22 protein-coding genes are annotated in these 20,917 nt (G+C 39.3%); 7 read left to right on the plus strand and 15 right to left on the minus strand.

Going from position 1 to position 20,917, the window contains the following annotated elements; all coding sequences use genetic code 11:
* Positions 1–271: 271 nt before the first annotated feature.
* Complete coding sequence (dkgB, locus tag MTO68_RS00305; protein WP_244014569.1) at positions 272–1,084, minus strand: 2,5-didehydrogluconate reductase DkgB; 813 nt, start codon at positions 1,082–1,084, stop codon at positions 272–274.
* Between the two features lie 123 nt (positions 1,085–1,207).
* Here dkgB and MTO68_RS00310 point away from each other — a divergent pair, with 123 nt between their 5' ends.
* A complete protein-coding gene (locus tag MTO68_RS00310) occupies positions 1,208–2,098 on the plus strand; it encodes a LysR family transcriptional regulator (protein WP_004718832.1) in 891 nt (296 codons plus the stop codon).
* Here the strand turns inward: MTO68_RS00310 and MTO68_RS00315 are convergent.
* A complete protein-coding gene (locus MTO68_RS00315) occupies positions 2,058–2,465 on the minus strand; it encodes a hypothetical protein (RefSeq protein WP_034614694.1) in 408 nt (135 codons plus the stop codon). The two genes, MTO68_RS00310 and MTO68_RS00315, sit on opposite strands and share 41 nt — an antisense overlap.
* Before the next feature lie 110 nt (positions 2,466–2,575).
* On the opposite strand from MTO68_RS00315, the gene MTO68_RS00320 reads away from it, so the two are divergent.
* Entirely contained in the window at positions 2,576–4,012 is a 1,437-nt protein-coding gene (locus MTO68_RS00320) for a PLP-dependent aminotransferase family protein (protein ID WP_244014571.1), read from the plus strand.
* A gap of 84 nt (positions 4,013–4,096) precedes the next feature.
* On the opposite strand, the gene MTO68_RS00325 is transcribed toward MTO68_RS00320, so the two are convergent.
* The 8 genes from MTO68_RS00325 to MTO68_RS00360 form a co-directional block, all read right to left on the minus strand.
* Positions 4,097–5,119, minus strand: coding sequence for an NAD(P)-dependent alcohol dehydrogenase (locus MTO68_RS00325; protein ID WP_034614740.1), 1,023 nt, complete (start codon positions 5,117–5,119; stop codon positions 4,097–4,099).
* A gap of 31 nt (positions 5,120–5,150) precedes the next feature.
* Positions 5,151–5,705 carry a DNA-3-methyladenine glycosylase I gene (locus MTO68_RS00330; protein WP_004818255.1) on the minus strand — a complete coding sequence of 185 codons (555 nt, stop codon included), beginning with the start codon at positions 5,703–5,705 and terminating at the stop codon, positions 5,151–5,153.
* A 42-nt stretch (positions 5,706–5,747) separates the two neighbouring features.
* On the minus strand, positions 5,748–5,993 hold the full coding sequence (locus tag MTO68_RS00335; RefSeq protein ID WP_056517037.1) for a hypothetical protein: 246 nt from the start codon (positions 5,991–5,993) through the stop codon (positions 5,748–5,750).
* A gap of 30 nt (positions 5,994–6,023) precedes the next feature.
* The gene (locus tag MTO68_RS00340) at positions 6,024–6,572 is read right to left on the minus strand and encodes a M23 family metallopeptidase (RefSeq protein WP_244014573.1); all 549 of its coding nucleotides are present in this window, start codon (positions 6,570–6,572) and stop codon (positions 6,024–6,026) included.
* 76 nt (positions 6,573–6,648) lie between these two features.
* The gene (mutY, locus tag MTO68_RS00345; protein WP_004818258.1) at positions 6,649–7,683 is read right to left on the minus strand and encodes an A/G-specific adenine glycosylase; all 1,035 of its coding nucleotides are present in this window, start codon (positions 7,681–7,683) and stop codon (positions 6,649–6,651) included.
* Between the two features lie 135 nt (positions 7,684–7,818).
* The gene (locus MTO68_RS00350) at positions 7,819–8,187 is read right to left on the minus strand and encodes an HIT family protein (RefSeq protein ID WP_004718818.1); all 369 of its coding nucleotides are present in this window, start codon (positions 8,185–8,187) and stop codon (positions 7,819–7,821) included.
* Positions 8,188–8,250: 63 nt separating this feature from the next.
* Positions 8,251–8,988: a dienelactone hydrolase family protein gene (locus tag MTO68_RS00355; RefSeq protein ID WP_244014575.1), complete on the minus strand. Its 738-nt coding sequence runs from the start codon at positions 8,986–8,988 to the stop codon at positions 8,251–8,253.
* Positions 8,989–9,171: 183 nt separating this feature from the next.
* Complete coding sequence (locus tag MTO68_RS00360) at positions 9,172–9,330, minus strand: DUF1328 domain-containing protein (protein WP_004718815.1); 159 nt, start codon at positions 9,328–9,330, stop codon at positions 9,172–9,174.
* 189 nt (positions 9,331–9,519) lie between these two features.
* Between MTO68_RS00360 and MTO68_RS00365 the strand changes: the two genes are divergently transcribed.
* From MTO68_RS00365 to MTO68_RS00380, 4 genes are all read left to right on the plus strand, one after another.
* Entirely contained in the window at positions 9,520–9,972 is a 453-nt protein-coding gene (locus MTO68_RS00365; protein WP_154130164.1) for a YcgN family cysteine cluster protein, read from the plus strand.
* A gap of 82 nt (positions 9,973–10,054) precedes the next feature.
* Positions 10,055–10,984 (plus strand): alpha/beta hydrolase-fold protein, encoded by a 930-nt coding sequence (locus MTO68_RS00370; RefSeq protein WP_244014577.1) that lies wholly within the window; start codon positions 10,055–10,057, stop codon positions 10,982–10,984.
* A 70-nt stretch (positions 10,985–11,054) separates the two neighbouring features.
* Positions 11,055–12,329, plus strand: coding sequence for a replication-associated recombination protein A (locus tag MTO68_RS00375; protein ID WP_004718810.1), 1,275 nt, complete (start codon positions 11,055–11,057; stop codon positions 12,327–12,329).
* Positions 12,330–12,473: 144 nt separating this feature from the next.
* Positions 12,474–14,822 carry a glycerophosphodiester phosphodiesterase family protein gene (locus tag MTO68_RS00380; RefSeq protein WP_244014579.1) on the plus strand — a complete coding sequence of 783 codons (2,349 nt, stop codon included), beginning with the start codon at positions 12,474–12,476 and terminating at the stop codon, positions 14,820–14,822.
* A gap of 1 nt (position 14,823) precedes the next feature.
* On the opposite strand, the gene MTO68_RS00385 is transcribed toward MTO68_RS00380, so the two are convergent.
* The 3 genes from MTO68_RS00385 to MTO68_RS00395 all read right to left on the minus strand — a co-directional run bounded on the left by MTO68_RS00385 (position 14,824) and on the right by MTO68_RS00395 (position 18,699).
* Entirely contained in the window at positions 14,824–15,357 is a 534-nt protein-coding gene (locus tag MTO68_RS00385; protein WP_244014581.1) for a hypothetical protein, read from the minus strand.
* A gap of 369 nt (positions 15,358–15,726) precedes the next feature.
* Positions 15,727–18,129 (minus strand): TonB-dependent receptor, encoded by a 2,403-nt coding sequence (locus MTO68_RS00390; RefSeq protein WP_244014583.1) that lies wholly within the window; start codon positions 18,127–18,129, stop codon positions 15,727–15,729.
* 381 nt (positions 18,130–18,510) lie between these two features.
* Entirely contained in the window at positions 18,511–18,699 is a 189-nt protein-coding gene (locus MTO68_RS00395) for a heavy-metal-associated domain-containing protein (protein ID WP_004818287.1), read from the minus strand.
* Between the two features lie 237 nt (positions 18,700–18,936).
* On the opposite strand from MTO68_RS00395, the gene MTO68_RS00400 reads away from it, so the two are divergent.
* Positions 18,937–19,497, plus strand: a complete 561-nt coding sequence (locus tag MTO68_RS00400) for a DUF4303 domain-containing protein (protein ID WP_244014585.1) — start codon at positions 18,937–18,939, stop codon at positions 19,495–19,497.
* Positions 19,498–19,548: 51 nt separating this feature from the next.
* Here the strand turns inward: MTO68_RS00400 and purC are convergent, their stop codons facing one another.
* Together purC and MTO68_RS00410 are read right to left on the minus strand one after the other, a co-directional pair.
* Positions 19,549–20,268, minus strand: coding sequence for a phosphoribosylaminoimidazolesuccinocarboxamide synthase (purC, locus tag MTO68_RS00405; protein ID WP_244014587.1), 720 nt, complete (start codon positions 20,266–20,268; stop codon positions 19,549–19,551).
* 37 nt (positions 20,269–20,305) lie between these two features.
* The gene (locus MTO68_RS00410) at positions 20,306–20,914 is read right to left on the minus strand and encodes a hypothetical protein (RefSeq protein WP_004718797.1); all 609 of its coding nucleotides are present in this window, start codon (positions 20,912–20,914) and stop codon (positions 20,306–20,308) included.
* Positions 20,915–20,917 lie beyond the last annotated feature (3 nt).

A 20,917-nucleotide genomic window follows, 5' to 3' on the forward strand; every position in this document is an offset into this window, starting at 1 on the left:
ATCTCAAATATACAGCATATTGAAAATGATGGGGTGTAACAGCGTTTAGTCAATCACTGGGATGGTCATTTAGTTTTCAGCCGCTATTTTAATGAAGTGACAAAATAAAGCTTCGCAAGAAAACAATCTTGCGAAGCAATCTAAGTCATGATCAAAAGGCGGTAAAGCCTGTTTCGAAGCCTAGTAAGTAAAACTTAGTACCCCAACTTTGCTCATCAAAGCCTAAGCCAAGATTTGCGCTGCTTTAAACCACTTTTACTCCAGCAGTGAATTAAACATCCCACTGAGGTGCTAAGTTTTCAGGATCAACCTCACGGCCATTACGTTCCAATTGCGCGATTAATTGCATTTCTTCAGCAGATAGCTGAATCTCTTGTGCTTTTAAGTTGGCGATTAAGTTTTCACGTTTAGTCGATGACGGAATGACAGCAAAGCCTTTCTGCAATGCCCATGCCAATGCAATTTGAGCGCTAGAAGCCTGATGCTGTTTGGCAATTTCAGTTAATGTTGGGTCATTTAAAACTTTGCCATATGCCAAGGTCATATAAGAGGTCACATCAATATTTTGTGACTGTAAAAAACTCACCAACTTATCATTTTGCAAATAAGGGCTAAGTTCAATTTGGTTGGTGGCAATATTTTCAAGTCCTACAGCAGCAATAGCTTGTTGCGATAAGTCGATATTAAAGTTTGAAATTCCAATATGTTCAGTTAGGCCAAGCTTTTTCGCTTCTAACAGGTTCTGCATCATTTCTGCAACAGAAATTCCTAGACTTGGCGCTGGCCAGTGAATCAAGGTTAAGTTGACTGCATCAGTACCCAGTTTCTGTAAGCTCTGTTTGAGACTTGGAATAAGTTTGTCGGCTTGATAATGATCTGTCCATATCTTTGTTGTGATAAACAAAGCATCACGATGGATATGGCTTTCTGCAATGGCCTGACCGACTTCTGCTTCGTTGCCATAGATTTGAGCAGTGTCTACAGCACGATAACCAACGTCTAAGGCTGTTTTGACCGAGTCAATCACTGTTTGTCCTGTTAAACGGAAAGTACCGACACCAAATTGAGGAACGATGTTTGTCATGCTGGATTTCACTTTATTTTCTGAGATTGAGTGTATTTTGCTACTTTAATTGTTGCGGAAAAATATAGGAATATGCAAAATATTGTTGACTAGAAATCAACAATAAGCAGAGCGCTGACAGCAATGAAATCTACACTCGAAGAATTACAGGCTTTTATTAATATTGTTGATAGTGGTTCGATTGTTGCAGCAGCAACGCATCTTGAACAAACCACTTCAGGTGTAAGTCGAGCCTTGCAACGACTTGAATCTAAACTGAATGTCACTTTATTAGAGCGGACAACACGTAAACTTAAGTTGACCCAAGAGGGGCAATTATTTTTAGCAAAAGCCCGAAAAATTGTGCATGATCTCAATGAAGCAGAAGATGCTTTATTAAAATCTGACAGTGATACATCTGGGCTGATTCGTGTGGATTCCGCGACACCTTTTGTATTGCATGTGATTGCACCGTTGATGCAAGAGTTTTCTCAGTTGTATCCTGAGATTGAAATAGAGTTAAACAGTAACGATCAGATCATCGATTTATTAGAACATAAGACAGATGTTGCAATACGTTTTGGGGATCTTAATGATTCGAGCTTACATGCACGTTTGTTATGTAAAAGCCGATTATATATCGTTGCCAGTCCTGAGTATTTAGCCACACATGGTTATCCAGCAACACCGCAAGATATTTTAAATCATACCCAAATTGGCTTTAGCAAAGTCAGCCGTTTAAATACTTGGCCGATTCGAGTCAATGGAGAAAGGCTTACTGTCAAACCAAAAATCAAAGCATCCAGTGGTGAAACTGTCCGCCAACTGTGTTTACGCGGGCATGGAATTGCGAGATTGTCTGAGTTTGAGATTTTAAAAGATATAAAGCAAGGACGCTTGATCGCTCTATTTGAAGATCAAATAGAGCTTTATGAGCAACACATCCATGCGGTGTATTATCAACAGGAACATTTACCAAAGCGTGTCCGTTTATTTATTGAGTTTTTAACGCAAAAGCTGTCAAAGTTTCGATAGTCTTTTGTGGTGGTAAATCCAGACTCAGTAAAGTTTGGCTACTGGGTTGTTGTGGATTGACCAATTGGATTTCAAAATGATCAGTTGCTGTCTGAAGGCATTTGAACTGCAAGTCTTTTTGCACTGGGATATTAATTTTCATCCGTTGATCACTACTGGTATGGTAGCGGTAGTTTCGCACAGCAGCAGTCTGATGTAGGGTGGGTTCTAGATGATCAAGTTGATACTCAGCTAAATTTTGTGTTTTTAAAAAGCCTTCAATCAAAGATTTACATACAAAATGTTGTTTCTGAGCAGCTTGATTGACCTGCTGAGGCTGACAAGCAGTTAATCCAAAAACAATACTGATTAAAGCGATCGTTCTCATTTTTTTCTCCTTTCAAATCAATTTGTTTGTAAAAATTGGCTGTGAATGAAGCATAAATCTGTTAACTTTATAGATACAGATACAACAAATATTAAAATTTGAGTACAGATATGGCTTTTCAATATCAAACATTAGCACAACAAATTGCACAGAAAATTTATTGTGGTGAGTTGGTCGTTGGGCAACGACTCAGTTCTTTGCGAAAATTTGCAGCATTGCAAAATATTAGTCTTAATACAGCAAAGAGTTGTTATGAGTTGCTTGAAGCGCAAGGCTTGATTTATGTCAAAGAAAAGTCTGGCTATTTTGTTCAATCACAGCAAAAAGCCTCGCAGATTGCTGTACCTGACCATCCTGATTTTAAGTCGAGAGCACGTGAGGTTTCAAATCTAGACTTACAAATTCAAATTCATGAAGCTGCAATCAATAATAAACTGATCCATTTAGGTTCGATTCAGTTATCGCCTAATCTAGTTCCTGTAGAGGCCTTACGCCGTTCAATACAACGTGCTTTAAAACACAGTAAACCAGAAGACTTTTTATATAATGACCGCCAAGGGCACCTTCAGTTAAGAGAGGCTTTGTCAGCACATTGGGCTGAAGATGGTTTTTATATTGCCAAAGAAGATATTTATATCAGCAATGGTTGTATGCCGGCATTGTCTGTGATGATTCAAAGCCTGAGCCAAATCGGTGACAGTGTGATTGTGCCCACACCAAACTATAATGGTCAGTTGCAATTGTTGGCGTTGCTCAAACGAAAAATTATTGAAATCCCTGCCAATACCGAAGGTTTTGATCTGGATCGTTTAGAACAAGAGATGCAAAATTCAGCTGCAAAAGTCTGTTTATTAACCGCCAATTTTCAAAACCCTTTAGGCTTCTGTTTGACTAATGCCGAGAAAGAAAAAATCGCACAGCTGGCAGCGAAGTATCAGTGTTACGTGATTGAAGATGATATTTATGCTGAATGTAGCTTTAATGCCAAACGCCCTTTACCGATTAAATATTGGGATCAACAGGGCTATGTGGTTTATTGCGGATCGGTTTCCAAGTCGTTGTCTACCTCTTATCGAGTCGGTTGGTTCTGTTTGCCACAACGTTTACAGCACTTACATGCCAAGTTGATTTTACAAAATGTTTCGGTCAATACACCATTGCAATTGGGTCTTGCTGATTTGATTTATAGCCGAGCCTATCGTCAGCATTTGAGTGAGTTACGCCCTAAGTTGATGGCTCAAGTTGCACAATATTTACAGTTTATTCAACATGCTTTTTATGGGGTAGAGATCCGTTTAAATCAACCGCAAGGAAGTTATGCCTTGTGGTTACAGTTCCCAGAGCAGATTGATAGCTTGGCGTTGTATTATTATGCACAGCAATACAGTATCAATATTGTGCCAGGGATTATTTTTGGTGAGGATCACCGTTATAACAATTGTATTCGTTTAAATGCAGGACATGAATTGTCTCAGGAAATTCAGGATGCAATTATGTTATTGGCAGATTGGGTAAGAGGTGAATTGTCAGCCAAGAGTGTGGCTTAAACTGATTTGTGAGCAAATGCATAGCCCGACAGCCTTATTCCATTCACGGTTCTTGATAAACCGTGATGGATGGTCAGACTTAAATTAGAAATCCGCTTTTAATACGATACGATAACGGGCTTTTCCAGAGTGAAGTCGCTCCAAAGCCTCATTAATTTTTGACATTGGATAAACTTCAATTTGTGGTGCAATGTTTTTGCGTGCGGCAAATTGTAATAATTGACGCAATGCAAAAGGGGAGCCTGTTGGTGAACCAGTCACTGATTTTGCACCGCCAATCAGTGCACCCGCTGGAATCGGCATCGGTTCGAGGACTAAACCTAGCATATGAATTGTGCCATTTGGCGCCAGTGTATTCAGATATGCTTTCCAGTCCAAACTCACATTTACCGTACAGAGCAATAAATCAAATTTGCCACGTTGTGCTTTTAACGCATTGGCATCGCGACTATTGACCACATGGTCTGCACCCATCGCTTTAAGTTCATCTGTTTTATCCAAACTCGATGTAAAGGCAGTGATCTCACAACCCCACGCTTTGAGTATTTTAATGGCCATATGACCTAAGCCACCAATCCCAATGACACCAACATGGTGAACTGCTTGAATTTGATGTTTTAAGATTGGGTCAAAAACAGTGATACCACCACACAATAAAGGGCCAGCACTTTCAGGATTTAAATCTTCAGGAAAAGGAATAATCCACTGCCAACCTGCACGAACCTTATCTGCAAACCCGCCTGCATGACCAACGATAGTTGCAACTGAACCCCCTGTGCAAAGCACTTGTTGACCACTAACACATGGATCACAGTGCTGACAACTTTCCGCAGTCCAGCCGATACCAACACGTTGACCGACTTTTAATCCTTTCGCCTCTGAACCCAGTTGAGTGATGGTACCGATAATTTCATGACCGCCAACCACTGGAAAAACTGAATTTCCCCATTCATTGTTAATCACTGAAACATCGGAATGGCATAAACCGCAATATTCAACTTTGACTTCGACTTGATGAGGCTGTAATTCACCTGCATCAAATTGATAGGGCACAAGTGCTGCACCTGCCTCTAAGGCAGCATAAGCATGAAACGTATTATTTGACATGTGAATCCTTCCTGTTTGCTCAGTTAAACTTTTAGCGGGATATACAATCATTTTCATGGTCATTGACCATACCCACTGCTTGCATAAAGGCATAGCAAGTGGTTGGACCAACAAATTTAAAACCATTCTTTTTTAACGCTTTGGAAAGCTTTTGACTGGTTTCGGTTTGTGCAGGCGCTAATTTATAATCAGGGACATCATTGAGTTGTACTTGCTGGTCGACGAAATCCCATAACCAGTTCACCATATCAATCTCTTGAGCTTTCATGTTTTGCCATGCAATAGCATTGTCACGAATTGCCGTTAATTTACCGATATGGCGAATCAGCCCAGCATCCTGACATTTTAGCGCAAGCTCTTGTTCAGTAAAATTGGCGATGGTTTGAATCGGGTGGTTAAAAAATTGGGCGCGGTAGCTTTCACGCTTTTTTAAAACAGTAATCCAAGATAAACCTGCTTGTTGCCCCTCTAGGCAAAGCATTTCAAATAAATGCTGTTCATCTCGATTGGATTTACCCCACTCTTGATCATGATATTCAATATAAAGAGGATCATCTGAACACCAACCACAGCGTTTATTTGTCATAAAAGATCTACCATTGTTCTGATTGATTTAAGTTTTAATTGTCTAAAGTTTAAATTCGACCCACTGATCTTGTTTGTTGTCCCAATAGGAAAGTTGCGCATGTTGTAAATCTTTAAAATTTACCCAAATATCTTTACCCGCTTTGTCTGCAAAGCCAGTACTGATCATTAATGCTTCATCGGTGATTTCCATAATCCAGCCTTGATGATTTTGTCCATTGAGGGCAATTTTTTGTTGATTGCCTGATTCTGCAAATTCAACTAAACGCTCAAGCAATGCTTCTGACATGGAATATTCCTAAATTGATTCAATCTAAAATTAACGTAAATAAGGGTAGGGGTTGACTGCACCTTGGCCTTTACCCCTTAAGTATAGTCCATAGTGCAAATGCGGTGCAGTATGTCGTGCATTTCCCGTATTGCCCACATAGCCGATTAACTGACCTTTTTTAACGTAATCGCCTTCTTGTAGACCACGTTTGTGATCGTTTAGATGAGCATAATAGTGATAAACCCCACCTGGTCCGATGAGCCAAATCACTTTACCCCCCAGATTATTGCTCTTTAAGCTGGCAATCACACCGTCAGTACTACTATAAACTTTGGTTCCACGTGAAGCCATGATGTCAATTCCTTCATGTGCTCGCCCAGCACTGCGAGATGCACCCCAAGTATCTGTGAGGTTTTGTGGTTTTACTCCATCTACAGGAATTGCCAATCGGGTTGGCATTGACATCGCTTTTAGGCGGTTAATTTGAGCTTGTGGAAGCTGTGGCTTAGATGAGCTTGGCTTTTTAGGTGCAGTAGTACATGCAGTTAAAATAATGGCAAGCAAAGCCATCAAGCAATATGGGACGCTACGTGACACGAGAAATCCTTTTTTTCAAGTTTCAAAAGGGCAAATTAAAATTGAAATATGCTTCGAATACCCGTGTCTGACTATGTCATATTTTTACTGCTGAGATCAATTTTTTCATGGCTGTAGGGATGCCCATTTGTGTAGCTTTTTGTGGTGTTAACCATTCGCCCCCAAGTTCAGCCTGAAGATATTCTTTTTGGTCTGATTCAACGCGAACAATATGCGCATTTAAAATCCATGTGAAATGGGTAAAGCTATGCGAGATTTGGACAGGTTCAACAGTTGAAATAAGTTTTAGACTTTGACAAAGCTGTTGAAACGCGAGCTCATTTTCAAAAATCGGTAAACTCCATAAGCCTCCCCATAAACCACTGTTGGGACGCTGTTCCCATAACCATTGTTGATCTGACTCAATTAATAACACTGTGGCTGTTCTAACGGGAACAGGCTTTTTAGCTTTCTTATAAGGCAGTTCAGTTTCTAGCCCTTGTTGATGGGCTTGGCAGTGTTGTTGCATAGGGCAGTATAAGCAGAGTGGCTTTTTGGGCGTACAAATGGTTGCGCCCAAATCCATAATTGCTTGGGTATAGTCGTGGTTGCGTTCAGTTGGGCATAAGCTTTCTGCCAGTTGCCACATGGCTCGTTCATGGATGGGTTTACTCAGGTCATCTTCAATGGCAAAGAAACGGGCCAAAACACGTTTTACATTGCCATCCATAATGACGCCATATTGGCGTAAGCCAAGCGACATCAGTGCGCCACCAGTAGAGCGACCAATACCTGAAAGTTCCACCCATTGTTCTAAGCTTTGTGGAAAATGCCCTTGCTGGCTGACCACGCCTGCTGCTTTATGCAAATTGCGTGCACGGGCGTAGTAGCCTAATCCTGCCCAATAGGGGGCAACATCATCCCATGAGGCTTTACCCAAATCATCGACAGTTGGAAAGCGTTGGATAAATTTATCAAAATATTGCAGTACAGTTTTGACTTGGGTTTGTTGCAACATAATCTCAGACACCCAAACTTTGTATGGATCATCAGCCACTTGCCACGGTAAATCATGGCGCCCGTGTTGATCAAACCAAGTCAATAGCGCATCTGAAAATGAAAATTGCGACATAACAATCTAGCGTAAAAATTGGATGCTCAGTATAACCAAGATAAATTTATTGCGGAAAATTATCTTAAACTTGAGCAGTAATCTACATAAAAAAAGACGCCAAAGCGTCTTTTCAAATGCGTTTATAGCCACAACTTAGTTTTCGTTGATGATACCCCAACGCTTATCCAGTTTAAGCGGTTCGTTTTTATAACGTGGGATAATGTGAATATGGAAATGTTCACTTTGGTCTTCACCAAACACATGACCATCATTAAAAGCGATATGGAAACCTTCAGGTTGATGGCGAATCTTAAGCTCGTTACGTGCCAGTTCCAATAAAGAGGAAAGGCTTTTACGTTCTTTCTCTGAAACCTCAAAAAAAGAAGCAATATGGCGCAAAGGAATAATCACTGAATGACCTTTAGACAAAGGGTTATGTTCAGGCAAAATTGCACCAAATTCATTTTTATCAATGATATCAAATTCTTCAAAGTCACAATAAGGACATACTTTTTCAGTCATTTCTAATCCCTCGTTTTGTTGTCTTAATCGACGTAGAACGTATTTTAATTAAGCCAGAGTAGGTTAAGCCAAGGTACGATCTAATAAATCATACATTGCTGCTAATCCGGCTTTTTCTGCTTCGGCGTTATAACCTAGATCTACGCCATTGGCTTTTGCTTTTTCATCTGCTTGTGGGTTACTAAAGCCATGTTTAGCATCTTTCAGGATGATCACTTCAGATTTTACCTGAGCATGCTGCATTTCTTGTTTAAACGATTCAACATCTGCCAAAGACACCATGCTGTCTTTTTCACCATGTAGCACTAACACTTGCGCTTTAAATTTTTCTGCTTCCGCTGCTTTTTGCGCAGATAAATTTGCATGGAAAGTAATCGCAGCCTTTAAGTCAGCACCTGAGCGTGCCAAATCTAATATCACTTTACCACCATAACAGAATCCAATCGCAGCCAAACGCGTTGCATCGACTTCTGGTTGTGCTGCTAAAGCAGCCAAAGCCGCAGATGAACGCTCAACAATGGTCTGCTCATGTTGGAAGGTTTGCATCATCCACTCATGGGCTTGAGTCGCAACAGCCGTGGTTTTTTTATCGCCATACATATCAATTGCCAGCGCAGCAAAACCATGTTGTGCCAACTCTCGAGCACGTTGTTCAGAATACTCATTTCGGCCCCACCATTCTGGACCAACAATCACACCTGCAACTGGTTGTGCGGATTCAGGCGCAGCAAAATAACCGATTAAAGTTGTTCCATCTTTTGCTTGGTATTGAATTTCACGAGTTTTGATTGCAAGAGTCATCTGTTAATCCTTGTGTATCGGCGAGAATGAGATTGATTAAAGCATAAATATATAAGATTCAAATGACTAAATTTCGAATATTTACAATAGAAATGTGAAAATTTATGAATGAAAAAGGTCGTTTTCAAATGAAAAAGAGAAGAACCAAGGTTCTTCTCTTTCATGAAAATTGATCAGGAAAAGCTAAACTTTTCCTCTCGAAATAAAACCAACAATCGCGAGGATTACTGCGACAACGAGAAGAATGACTGCGAAGTCTTTAGACATTCCCGCAACACCACCAAAACCAAATAAACTTGCGATTAAGGCGATCACAGCGAAAATAATTGCCCAACGAAACATAAGATTCATCTCCATATTTTTGTTATGTATTTTCAGTATAGGCAGAAAAATCTGAGGGACTTGTGAAGTTGTGTTTAAAAAGTGTGATTAATAAAGCAATATGTAAAGGTTTGTTCTGTTTTAAATTTTCTAATTTCTGCTTATATACTGATATAATTATTTCGCCTTAAATGACTTTAATGTTATGCCATGACCTTTGAGATCCGCCCCCAGTTTTGGAAGAATTATACACTGTCTGAGTTAAATCCGACCGAGTGGGAAGCGTTGTGCGATGGTTGTGGGTTGTGCTGTTTGGTGAAATTAGAAGATGATGACACACATGAAATAGCCTATACCAAAGTGTCTTGTAAACTCCTCGATTGTGAAACAGCACAATGTTCTGACTATCCCAATCGTTTAGATTATGTACCCGACTGTATTCAATTAAGCCCTGAAAAATTAGCCAATATTCATTGGTTGCCTTCAAGTTGTGCTTATCGTCGGGTGAATGAAGGTAAAAATTTACCGGCATGGCACTATCTGATCACAGGCTCAAGAAGCAATGTGATTAAAGCCAGAAAATCTGCTGCTGGGCGCTGTATCTCCGAAACAGAAGTCAATGAAGAAGAAATTGATGAATACATTGTAAGATGGGTGCGGTAAATCATTTGAATCAATTATGAATTGATAATCATTATCAAATAGTAATATGATAGGCAAACTCTTCAGTTTGATGTGTTTTAAAATGTTTGCTTTATCTTGGTTATTCAAAAAAAGTGCATTCTGTGTATGTGCAATCAGCCTGAGTTTCGGTATTCACTGCAATGTTTATGCAAAACCAGATTTGCAAGCTTTAGGGCCAAATATTGCGGAGCAAGGCTCCAGTTATTATCAATTTCAAGTAAAAAATTTTCAATCCGCAGATCAACAACGGCATTATAAAGTTTGGGTCGGTATTCCTAAACATATCAATAAAAATAAGATCTTACCTGCTATTTATATGTTAGATGGCAACTCTGCTATGGCGCGTTTAGATGAGTCACTGTTAAAAAAACTATCCGAACAAGACAGCCCTGTGTTGGTGGCCATAGGCTATCAAACCCAGTTACCGTTTGAGTCCGCTTCACGGTCTGTAGACTACACACCTGCTGATGAATCTGGAAAAGTAGCGGCTGACCCACGCAATCCTGAACGTATGGCTGGCGGAAGTGCACAATTTAGACAGGTGCTGTTTGAAAAAATTATGCCGTGGGTCAATACGCAAGTAAAACTGGATAAGCAACGTACCGCATTGTGGGGACATTCTTATGCTGGTTTATTTGTTTTGGATACCCTTTTAAATAGTCAAAGCACAGATAATAAGTTTTCACACTATTTTTCAGCCAGTCCATCTCTCACATGGGCAGATTCTCGATTACTCAAAGCCGTTGAAAAAGCCCCGCCTGAGCAATTAAAAAATAAAAAATTATGGGTGATGGAAGGTGACATCATTCAGTCTACAACGAGACCAATCAGCCCAAATGCAGATCGGGATATGATTCAAAATAACCGTCAATTGGTTTTAGATTTGGCCAGTAAAGGCGTAGATGGCAAATTAATGCTTTATCCACATCTTAGTCATGGTCAAGTATTTCAGGCCTCGTTAATGGATGTTTTGCAGAATCGATTATTTTAAAGCTGAAAGTGCAATATTGATGATTTTCCATAGTAGACTAAGGACAGCATTCATCAATTAAAAAAGCAGTATGTCAGACACTCAAATTCCGCTTCCAGAACGTTTACGTCCACGTGATTTGTCTGAAATTATTGGGCAAGATCATTTACTCGGTGTTGCAGCACCACTCCGTCAAATGATTGATCAAGGGCATTTACCCTCGATTATTTTTTGGGGGCCGCCTGGTGTTGGGAAAACCACCATCGCATTGTTATTGGCTCAAGCAGTCGATCGTACATTTATTAGCTTATCTGCCTTAAATACAGGGGTAAAAGAGCTCCGTGAGGTGATTGCTGACAGTGGTGATTTATTAACACCGGTGGTGTTTATTGATGAAATTCATCGTTTTAATAAGTCGCAACAAGATGCCTTATTGAATGCGGTTGAAAAAGGCAAAATTACCCTGATCGGTGCGACCACTGAAAACCCTTCATTTGAAGTCAACAGTGCTTTGCTGTCTCGTTGTCAGGTGTATACCTTAAATGGATTAAGTAATGAGGCGATTCAAGAACTCATTTTACGCGCGATTCAACAAGATAAATTTTTAAAAGACCGCCATATCCAGATTGAAGAATTTGATGCATTGGTTCAATTTGCTGCGGGTGATGCACGTAAGGCACTTAATTTAATCGATTTAATTGCCAGTACCTTTGAGTCCGATATTGAAAATATTGTGACCAATGCGATCGTGGTCAAAGTTGCGCAACAGAATATTGCACGCTATGACAAATCAGGTGAGCAACATTATGACCTTGTGTCTGCGTTTATTAAATCTATTCGGGGTAGTGATCCTGATGCAACATTGTATTGGATGGCACGTATGCTTAAAGGCGGTGAAGATCCGGTTTTTATCGCTCGTCGTATGTTGATCGCTGCTTCAGAAGATATTGGTAACTCAAATCCAAATGCCTTGCTTTTAGCGGGCGAATGTTTCCGCTCGGTTCAAGCGATAGGCATGCCTGAGTGTCGAATTATTTTAGGCCAATGCGCAGTTTATCTGGCAACCAGTGCAAAGAGTAACAGCACTTATTTGGCGATCAATAAAGCCTTAGAACTTGCAGAAAAAACGTCCAACCTACCTGTGCCACTCCATTTACGTAATGCACCGACCAAGCTTATGAAACAACAAGGCTATGGTGTGGATTATCTTTATCCTCATAACTACCCTGAAAATTTTGTGCTACAGGAATATTTACCACCTGAATTGAAAGGCACAAAATTATATGAGTCTGCTCGTAATAAGCGTGAAGTTGAAGGTGAGCGTTTACAGCAACGTCGTTGGCAACAAGAACAGCAGCAACAGTAGTTGTGACGTTTATTTGCTTAGGCATCTTTTAAATAGATGTTCTATTTTATATAAAGGTTTAAAATATCGGCAAAATTTAAATTAGGCTGACACCATTTTAGAAATACGCTTAATCAAAGTGCTTCTAAATGGTTTAGAAATTTTATGAAATTATCCGTTTTATCTTTTGCTGTTTTAATTTCTTTACCGATGTTGAGCCATGCTGAACTTGCAAGTAAAATTTCGACCCAAAATCAGCCTAAACTTGCTTCGCAGCAGCTTAAAACACTTTATCAACAAAGTTTTGTTCAGCAAAAAACAATCCCTCAAGGCTGGCGTATTCCTGGCAACAATGCCGGCAATGTCTATGTTGAAAATGGGATACTTCATATTGATGGTCGAGCAAATTCAGTCAGTCCGACCTCAATTTTATTACCGCAAAATCTTGAAAAACAACAAAACTATCGCATTGATCTCGAATTTACTTTAGACCAAGCTGTCAATAACTCACGTTGGGGCAGTGTGATTTATGATGTCACAGAAACTCAGGGGGTGATTCCCAGCAGTTATTATCAATTTACCCTCAGAACAGACACCACTGCAAAAAATGGTACGGAGTTTGGTCGGCATAAAAGTAACGGGCAGTGGGAGGTCTCTGAAACGAAAGCATTTTCGGAGAACATCAAAGCAAATCAATGGTATAAAGCCAGCATTGTGGTCTCTGGTCAACGGGTACAACACTATTTAAACCACCAGTTAATGCAAGATGTAGAACTTGACCAAGGATCTGTCAAAGGCGGCATAGGTCTTTCAGCAACAGGCCTAGTCTTAAAAGTTAAAAATATTCAAGTCTCTGAACAAACCAGTGCATTGCCAGACTTAGCCAATAAAGTCACCCAAGTGCAAGAAATTCAAACTAATGTCGCTTTGGCACCGACGCTGATTCAAAAAGTTAAAACTACCAGCAGTCCATTAAATTCAACCAATCAGTTATATTATCAATTAGATGCCAATTTAAACTTACTTGATCAGACAGGGCAGGTGGTTGAAACATTACAACAATATTTATCCAACCCACAGCGCAATACCATCCCTGTTTTAGAAATCAAAGATCCCAAAAGTATTGAAGCCTTAAAATTACTCTCTAAATCTCACGATATAAACGATATTACTGTATTGTCCAAAAGTGATGATTTACTCAAGTCTGCGCATCAAATTGTACCTACGCTTCGAACAGCTTTAGATTTAAGTCGCGAAAATTTAAAGGAGAGTCATGTCGGTCTTTCTGAAATTATGCGTCGTACTAATCAGGCCTATGCACGCATCGTGGTTCTTCCGCATCACCTTGCCAACAAATCGAGTGTCAGCTTTATTCAACGTCATTTAATGACAGTGTGGGTTGATACACCAGCACATGATCCGCAGGATGTCGCCAGTATTTTGACTTCAGGTGTGAATGGGATTATTACAACGCAAAGTACGCTATTTGCCAGTGTCTTAAAACAATTTCCAAAAAATACCTTATTGCGTAAACCCTTTATTATTGGGCATCGTGGTGTACCCAGTTTAGAAGATGAAAATACCTTAGAAAGTGCAAAACATGCAGTTGCTTTAGGAGCAGATATTGTTGAAAACGATATTTATTTAACCAAAGACCAGCATCTTGTGGTGATGCATGATGCAACAGTGGATCGTACTACGCGTTCAACAGGTAAAATTGAAGAAATGAGCCTTGCGCAGGTTCAGCAATTAAAATCTAAAAACAAAGCTTATCCAATACCGACCCTTGCAGAATATTTCACTACATTTAAGCACAATCCAAACTTTGTACTGATGATCGAAATGAAAAGTGCCAATCCAGCATTGGTTGCAAAAATGCAGGATGAAATTAAAAAGTACCAAGTTGAAAATCAAGTCGTCACGACCTCATTTAATGCAGATCAAGTTGCGCGTGCACAGTCACAATTGTCTGAGATACCACGAGGGTTATTGGTTGGAAGCATGCCCAATAGCCGCAATACTTTAATTGCCGCCAAACAAATCAATGCCGATGTTCAGAAATATAATTCAACGTATAACCCTGCTTATCGTGCTGATTTGATCAATCTTTTAGAAACGACCAAGCACCGTGGAATCAGTTTTTGGCCTTGGGCATTGAATGATGAAACATTTAAAAAATTATATATTGCAGGGACCTACGGGATAACCACCAATTCTGTGCAACTTTATGCGAAATATATCGTTGATATTCAAGCACCCAAGAATGTCAAAGTAAAAGCTGAACAGCCGGTATTACTCAATGCGCAATTGGTTCAGCAAGATGGCGTGAAACTCAATCAACAACTCAGTAATTTTGTGGTTTTATCAGGTTCTGCAAAACATGAGATTAAAAATGGTCAGTTGAGTTTCTCTGAAAAGGGCACTGCATATGTTTTGGCAGGTTATAAATATCAGATTGATGCACAAAACTTCTATCAAATCTTTTCAGCCCCTATAAAGGTCATCATCCAATAGCTTATTTTATGGTATCTGTTTGAAATGGGAGTTTTACATCTTTGGGGAAATTTGGAAAAAGTGTAAACAGCATTTGAGGATTATTCTTTAGTCCTGCACCGTCCAGATAGGTCCATTGATGTGATTGTAGTGAACGAATGGCGACCATAAATGAGGGCGATGCTGCTTGAATTTGACCCACAACTTTCATGGTGATGGTTTTGGGTACAAAGCAAATTTCTTCATGATCTACGATATAGCTATAAAGTGGTGGCTTTGATTGTACATTGACAATTTCTACCTGTGATTTGGCAAGCAAATTTTGAGCGTATTGAAGCAACTGCTGATAAGCTTCTGCACCGCCAGCATATTTGATTAGAGATGGATGAGTTTTTTGTTGCATAAATGAATAATCATTTTTCTTTAAATCTTGTCCTAATTGATCTAAGTCAGACGCAATAATTTTAGGATAATCTTGCTGACAGCTTAACTCTTCCGCCTGTGCAGGATTTAAAATGATCAAGAATAAAATGACAGCATAAATTGTTTTTATCATGTTCGATTAAATCTGAATATCGTTTGTTTTGAGTATATAAGTTTCTTAAAAAAAGTTCATCAGTAATCCAAGCTTACCGATACTCGCTCATCCAACAGGAGATTTTGTAACTTGTCTCTGTTCATTTCTGAAAAGTTAGGCAGCGCCTACGTAAATTGATTTAAACTTTCAAAGCAAAGTGTGCAATGAATGTTTTTAAAATTAAACAACTTATTTGCCCATAGAATTGATTTAATTAAAATTATGAATAAAGAAAATTATATTCTAGTGTATGTGTTTCTAAACAGGTTGAGGATATACCCAATAACGATACACATAAAAAAACCGAGTCATTCAACTCGGTTTGAAGCCTTTGGTTAACTTTAACCTCTACCACTTATAATTAATTTTGCCGTAATAGAACGCACCATTAAAGCCAAACGGTGAGAACTGGCTGTATTGCAAACTTCCGCCAGTAGGTTTGTTGATGTCATAAACATCTTTATCAGGATAAACATTGGTAATGTTGTCTCCCCCAACAGTAAATTTCCAATTGTTTAATTGGTATGTCAGTGCTAAATCCAACAGCCATTTTGCAGAAAATTTCTGATCACTGGCAGCACCTGAGTTACTGTAAGTTTCAAAGCTTCCATAACGTGTGATATTGGTATTGATACCAAAATTTCCAATTTTATAATCATTGGCTAAACTGAATTTATGTTCAGGTGTGCTTCCGGCCAATAAACCATATTGTTCACGACGGTCTAAACGGGTGAGGTTGACACCCAAGGCATTTAAAATCTCAGGGTTTTTATCGACATCGGTGACTTTATTGCGATTAAAATTATAAGCCAAAGATGTGGTTAACTCGCCATAAGGCAGGTTTTGCCATTGGTAATTGGCAACTAAATCTACACCACGAGTGCGGGTATTACTGGCATTATTAAAGAAACGAACCGTGCTGAAATTGGTATCGGTAATCCCTTTAGACACCAAATAAGCGCGAACAGTGGGGCTGCTGGCATTGATATTTGAAGATAAGCTAATACGGTCATCAATATCAATTTGGTAGGCATCCAAAGTTACATACAGGTTTTTAGTTGGGGTAAGTACCAAGCCAAGGCTATAATTCTTTGATTTTTCAGCTTTTAAGTCTTCTGCACCGAGCAATTGTGCAACTTGAGAAGAACTTGGAAATGTTCCAGCCTCAACAAACTGTCCATTGACCAATTGCGAAGAGGTTTGAGTGAAATATTGTTGTGCTAGACTCGGTGCGCGAAAGCCTGTAGAAACTGAGCCACGTACCGCAACTTGAGGTAAAAGCTTATAACGTAACGAAAGAGATGCATTATTGGTGTCCCCAAAGTCATCATATTTCTCATAACGATAGGCTGTAGATGCTGAAAGTTTTTGGGTAATATCTGTTTCTAAATCGAGATATCCTGCATAACTGTCACGTGTCCATTTCCCGGCATCTGCTTGGCGAAAGCCTGATAAACCTGAAGAACCACTTTTATAATAAGAGGCAGGATTGCCTGCTTTGATTTGATATTGTTGGTTTAAATATTGAGCACCAAACGCGACATTTAATGGACTTGCAAAAGCAGAGATCTCAAATTCTTTTGACAAATCAATATTATAAACAGCTTGGGTATTCTTTAACTGTCCATTATGGAATGAATTTGGTGTTGAACCTGTATCTTTGTATAGATCGACATTGATGGTTTTTGTATTTACATCATATTGGTTTAAGCCATAATTGGCTGAAACATCATAGCGCCAGTCTGCGACTTCCCCACGTAAGCCTGCAACAGCACTAAAGTCATCTAATTGACCGCGAATCAGCGGTAAATAACCATTTGGAAATAATGCAGGCACATTGTTCGAGGCATTACTCAAACGATAGAATCCAGCAGTTTCTGCATTACGATGGCTATAGGTTGAAAAGCCATATAATTCAACAGTATCACTGAGATCAAAACCAGCATTAACAGAAGCTTTAACCTCATCAGATTTTGGATCACCAAAGCGAAAAGTTCTTTGTCCGTATGTAGTAGCGTTTGGATCACGAAGGTCTAAACCTGCGCGATTGGTTGCTTCATTGTCCTGCCATTCACCAGAAAAAATGGCATAACCATAATTGCCCAGTTGAGTACCGCCTGAGACATAGGATTGTTTTTGTTCACCATCACCTTTGTTATAAATACCGTAACGAATACCTGCATCACCTGTTTTAGGATCAGATTTTAAGATAATGTTGACGACACCAGCAATTGCATCTGAACCATAGCGAGCAGACGCACCTTCTCTAAGTACTTCTATACGGCTGATGGCAGAAATCGGAATGGCATTTAAATCGGTCGGTGCCGAACCGCGTCCAATGGTGCCCCCAAGGTTAATAAATGCCCCTGTATGGCGACGTTTGCCATTCACTAAAACCAAAACTTGATCAGGAGAAAGCCCTTTTAGTTGCACTGGGCGAACGAGTTCTGTTCCATCGACAACGGTTGGACGAGGAAAGTTAATCGAGGGGATAATTTTAGCCAGCGCCGTACCTAACTCACTTGAACCTGTACGTTCTGTCAATTCCGCTGCACTAATCACATCAATCGGTTGTAAGGAATCTGTTTTAGAACGTTTTAGCGAACGGGTACCTGTGACAACAATGGTATCAAGTGTTTTAACTTCTTGGGTGGCTGGAATCTGTTCCGCAGCGTATGCATGTGGATACAGAAATGTAAAAACTAAGCTGGCGGTCAGGCTTAATGAATATCGTTTTGATAATGTACGCATAACTCTATTTTGTAGCTCTTTTTGTAACGGTTTGTTGTGATCATAGTGAGCTTGAGATTATTTAGAAAACAACTTTTAAAAATATAAATAGAATAAAATCTGCAAAGTGCCTTGTTATTTAAAGCGATCTCAGTTTTGAAATCTAGATTTTAGCATGCGATGTTTTATAGGAAGTTTGATGCACAATCTTTTGAAATTATTGATAAAGCATATAATTTTAAACGGCTCAGTGATGAGGCGATGATATTGAATCAAGTTGATGAAATATAGTGATGATCAACAATTCACATCAGCAAAAGCCGGGTTTGATCAGTTTATATTTGGTTTAATGCAAAAAGGGCTACCTTAAATTGATAGCCCTTTTCACTTTATCCAATCAGCTTAGCGTGGAGGAAAGCCTGCTTCTGATAAAGCATCAACCACTTGTTGCTGTGTTGCTGTTGTTTCAACTTTAACACTGTGACTTGGTGGATCGGCAATCACCTTGGCATTTTCATCTACAGATTGAATTGCTTTGGTTACACCACGTGCACAACCACCACAGGTCATATTTTCAATATAAAATTCCATATCTCACCCTGCTCTAAGAAGACTTAAGCTTAAGATAAACCTTACCATAATTGTAAGGTCAAGTTTTAATGTTTAAAGTTTCATCGCAACGCTTTTTCAAAAATAATTTACAGTATTTTTAAGTCGTCGATTGCTGAATTTTTTACGAATGCTAAATGCCAACATAGGCGAATGGTTTATATACAGAATTTATGCTTTGGTAGTAAACTCTGCATTGAAATTGTGAATGATAAGAACATGATGATGAACAAAGACCATTTATATTCAGTGATTTACCAAGACATTCAAGATGCTTTCGCTGAGATTCAGCAGCTTACACAAGATCAGCATCTATGTGCTATTGGTTTGGGAATGGTTGAGGATTTCTGTGGTTTCTTTTATGTAGGATGCACATTAGAACAATTAAAAACCTTTGAAGACGTCTATGAAGCATGGTGGATTTCAGAATGGAGTTATTCAAGTACTGCCAATAATCGTGTTCACGATGCAATCACGGCTTTGTATCAGGACTTGGGAGAGGATTATACAGATGAGCAATATAGCGAATTGCAAGCGCACTATCAAAAGACCATTATTCAAGCATTACAAGATTTAAGAACACAAGGAAAATTAAAAAACCAACAGGGTGAAGAAATTATTGTCATTATTCAATATGCAGACTCATCCGATGAAGATTTTGAGGACATCAGTTTCCCACAAATTAATCCTGAGTTTTTAGTGCCTTTATTTGAAAACCGCTTTCGGAAAAAAGCTGGTGAAAATTTATATGATTACCTATTAGAAAAATCAGTATCTTAAAATAAGAAACCGAGCTAAAAAGCTCGGTTTCTGAAGAATCAGTATCTAAAATTAGATATCTGAAAGATCTACACCAATACGTGTAGCTACTTCTTCATAAGCTTCAACAACACCACCTAAACCTTGACGGAAACGGTCTTTGTCGAGTTTTTTCTTGGTGTCTTTATCCCATAGACGGCAACCATCTGGAGAGAATTCGTCACCTAATACGATACGGTCATGGAACACGCCAAATTCAAGTTTAAAATCAACAAGAAGCATGTTGCCTTGAGCGAATAAGTCTTTCAGCACAACATTGACTTTTTGAGTCAATTCTTTCATTTGCGCCAATTGTTCAGCATTTGCCCAACCCAATGCAATTGCTTGAGACTCGTTCACCATCGGATCGCCTAAAGCGTCGTCTTTGAAGAACAATTCAAATGTTGGTGGAACAAGCTCTAAACCTTCTTCGACACCCAAACGACGGCATAATGAACCTGCAGCATAATTACGCATTACACATTCAACAGGGATCATTTGCAATTTTTTCACTAAAACTTCAGTTGGAGAAAGAAGTTTTTCGAAGTGTGTTTCAATACCAGTTGCAGCCAGTTTTTCCATGATAAAGGCATTAAAACGGTTGTTCACCTTACCTTTACGGTCTAGTTGCTCTATTTTTTCGCCATTAAATGCAGAAGCATCGTCACGGAAAACTAGAATTAGATGATCCGCGCTATCTGTTTCATAAACAGATTTCGCTTTACCAGTATAGAGCAAGGTTTGTTTTAACATGGGGGAACCTTTTGCAAAAAAAAATTGCCTAGAACGACTAGGCTGGCCAGTTTTGGTAAATCTGGGTTAATAGTTCTGCAGCTTTTTCTTTGTCTGCAAAGCTATTATCGGCGTTAAACACAGCAAGTGTGTTACTTGAACCTACAGAATTAAGCTTCAATACATAAGTTGAATTATCGATTTTTACAGTTGCCTCATTGGCATTTTTGCTTTGGCCGATAACCTTATGATTTAAGCTACTGAGGGTCGCAAGTGCGTACTGCCAAATTGTAGCAGAATTTCCATCAATTTTGATCAGTGGATTGCCATTTCCATCAGTTAAAATTTGAGGACGACCAACACTTTCAGTTGATGCAGAGACTTCATCAGCAGGTGCACTGATTTGAGCAACATCTGGACGAGGAACCTCGTAACGGTTGCCTCGTTTATTTTCAAATTTTGGTGCATGCTGAAGTGCAAGAGGGTCAACAATAGGAGCTGGATACATTGGCGTTGCAGGTCTAACTGTTGAACCTTCAGGGTAGCTAAGTGGCTCTACAGTGGTCGTGTTTTTATAATCTAAAGAACCATTGCTGATTCCAAGGGAACTACAACCCGCCAAGCTTAAAGCTGAAATGGCAAGAGTTAAACCTAAACGTAATTGCATAAT

This window comes from Acinetobacter sp. NyZ410, assembly GCF_022828975.1.
In the GTDB taxonomy this organism is placed as follows: domain Bacteria; phylum Pseudomonadota; class Gammaproteobacteria; order Pseudomonadales; family Moraxellaceae; genus Acinetobacter; species Acinetobacter guillouiae.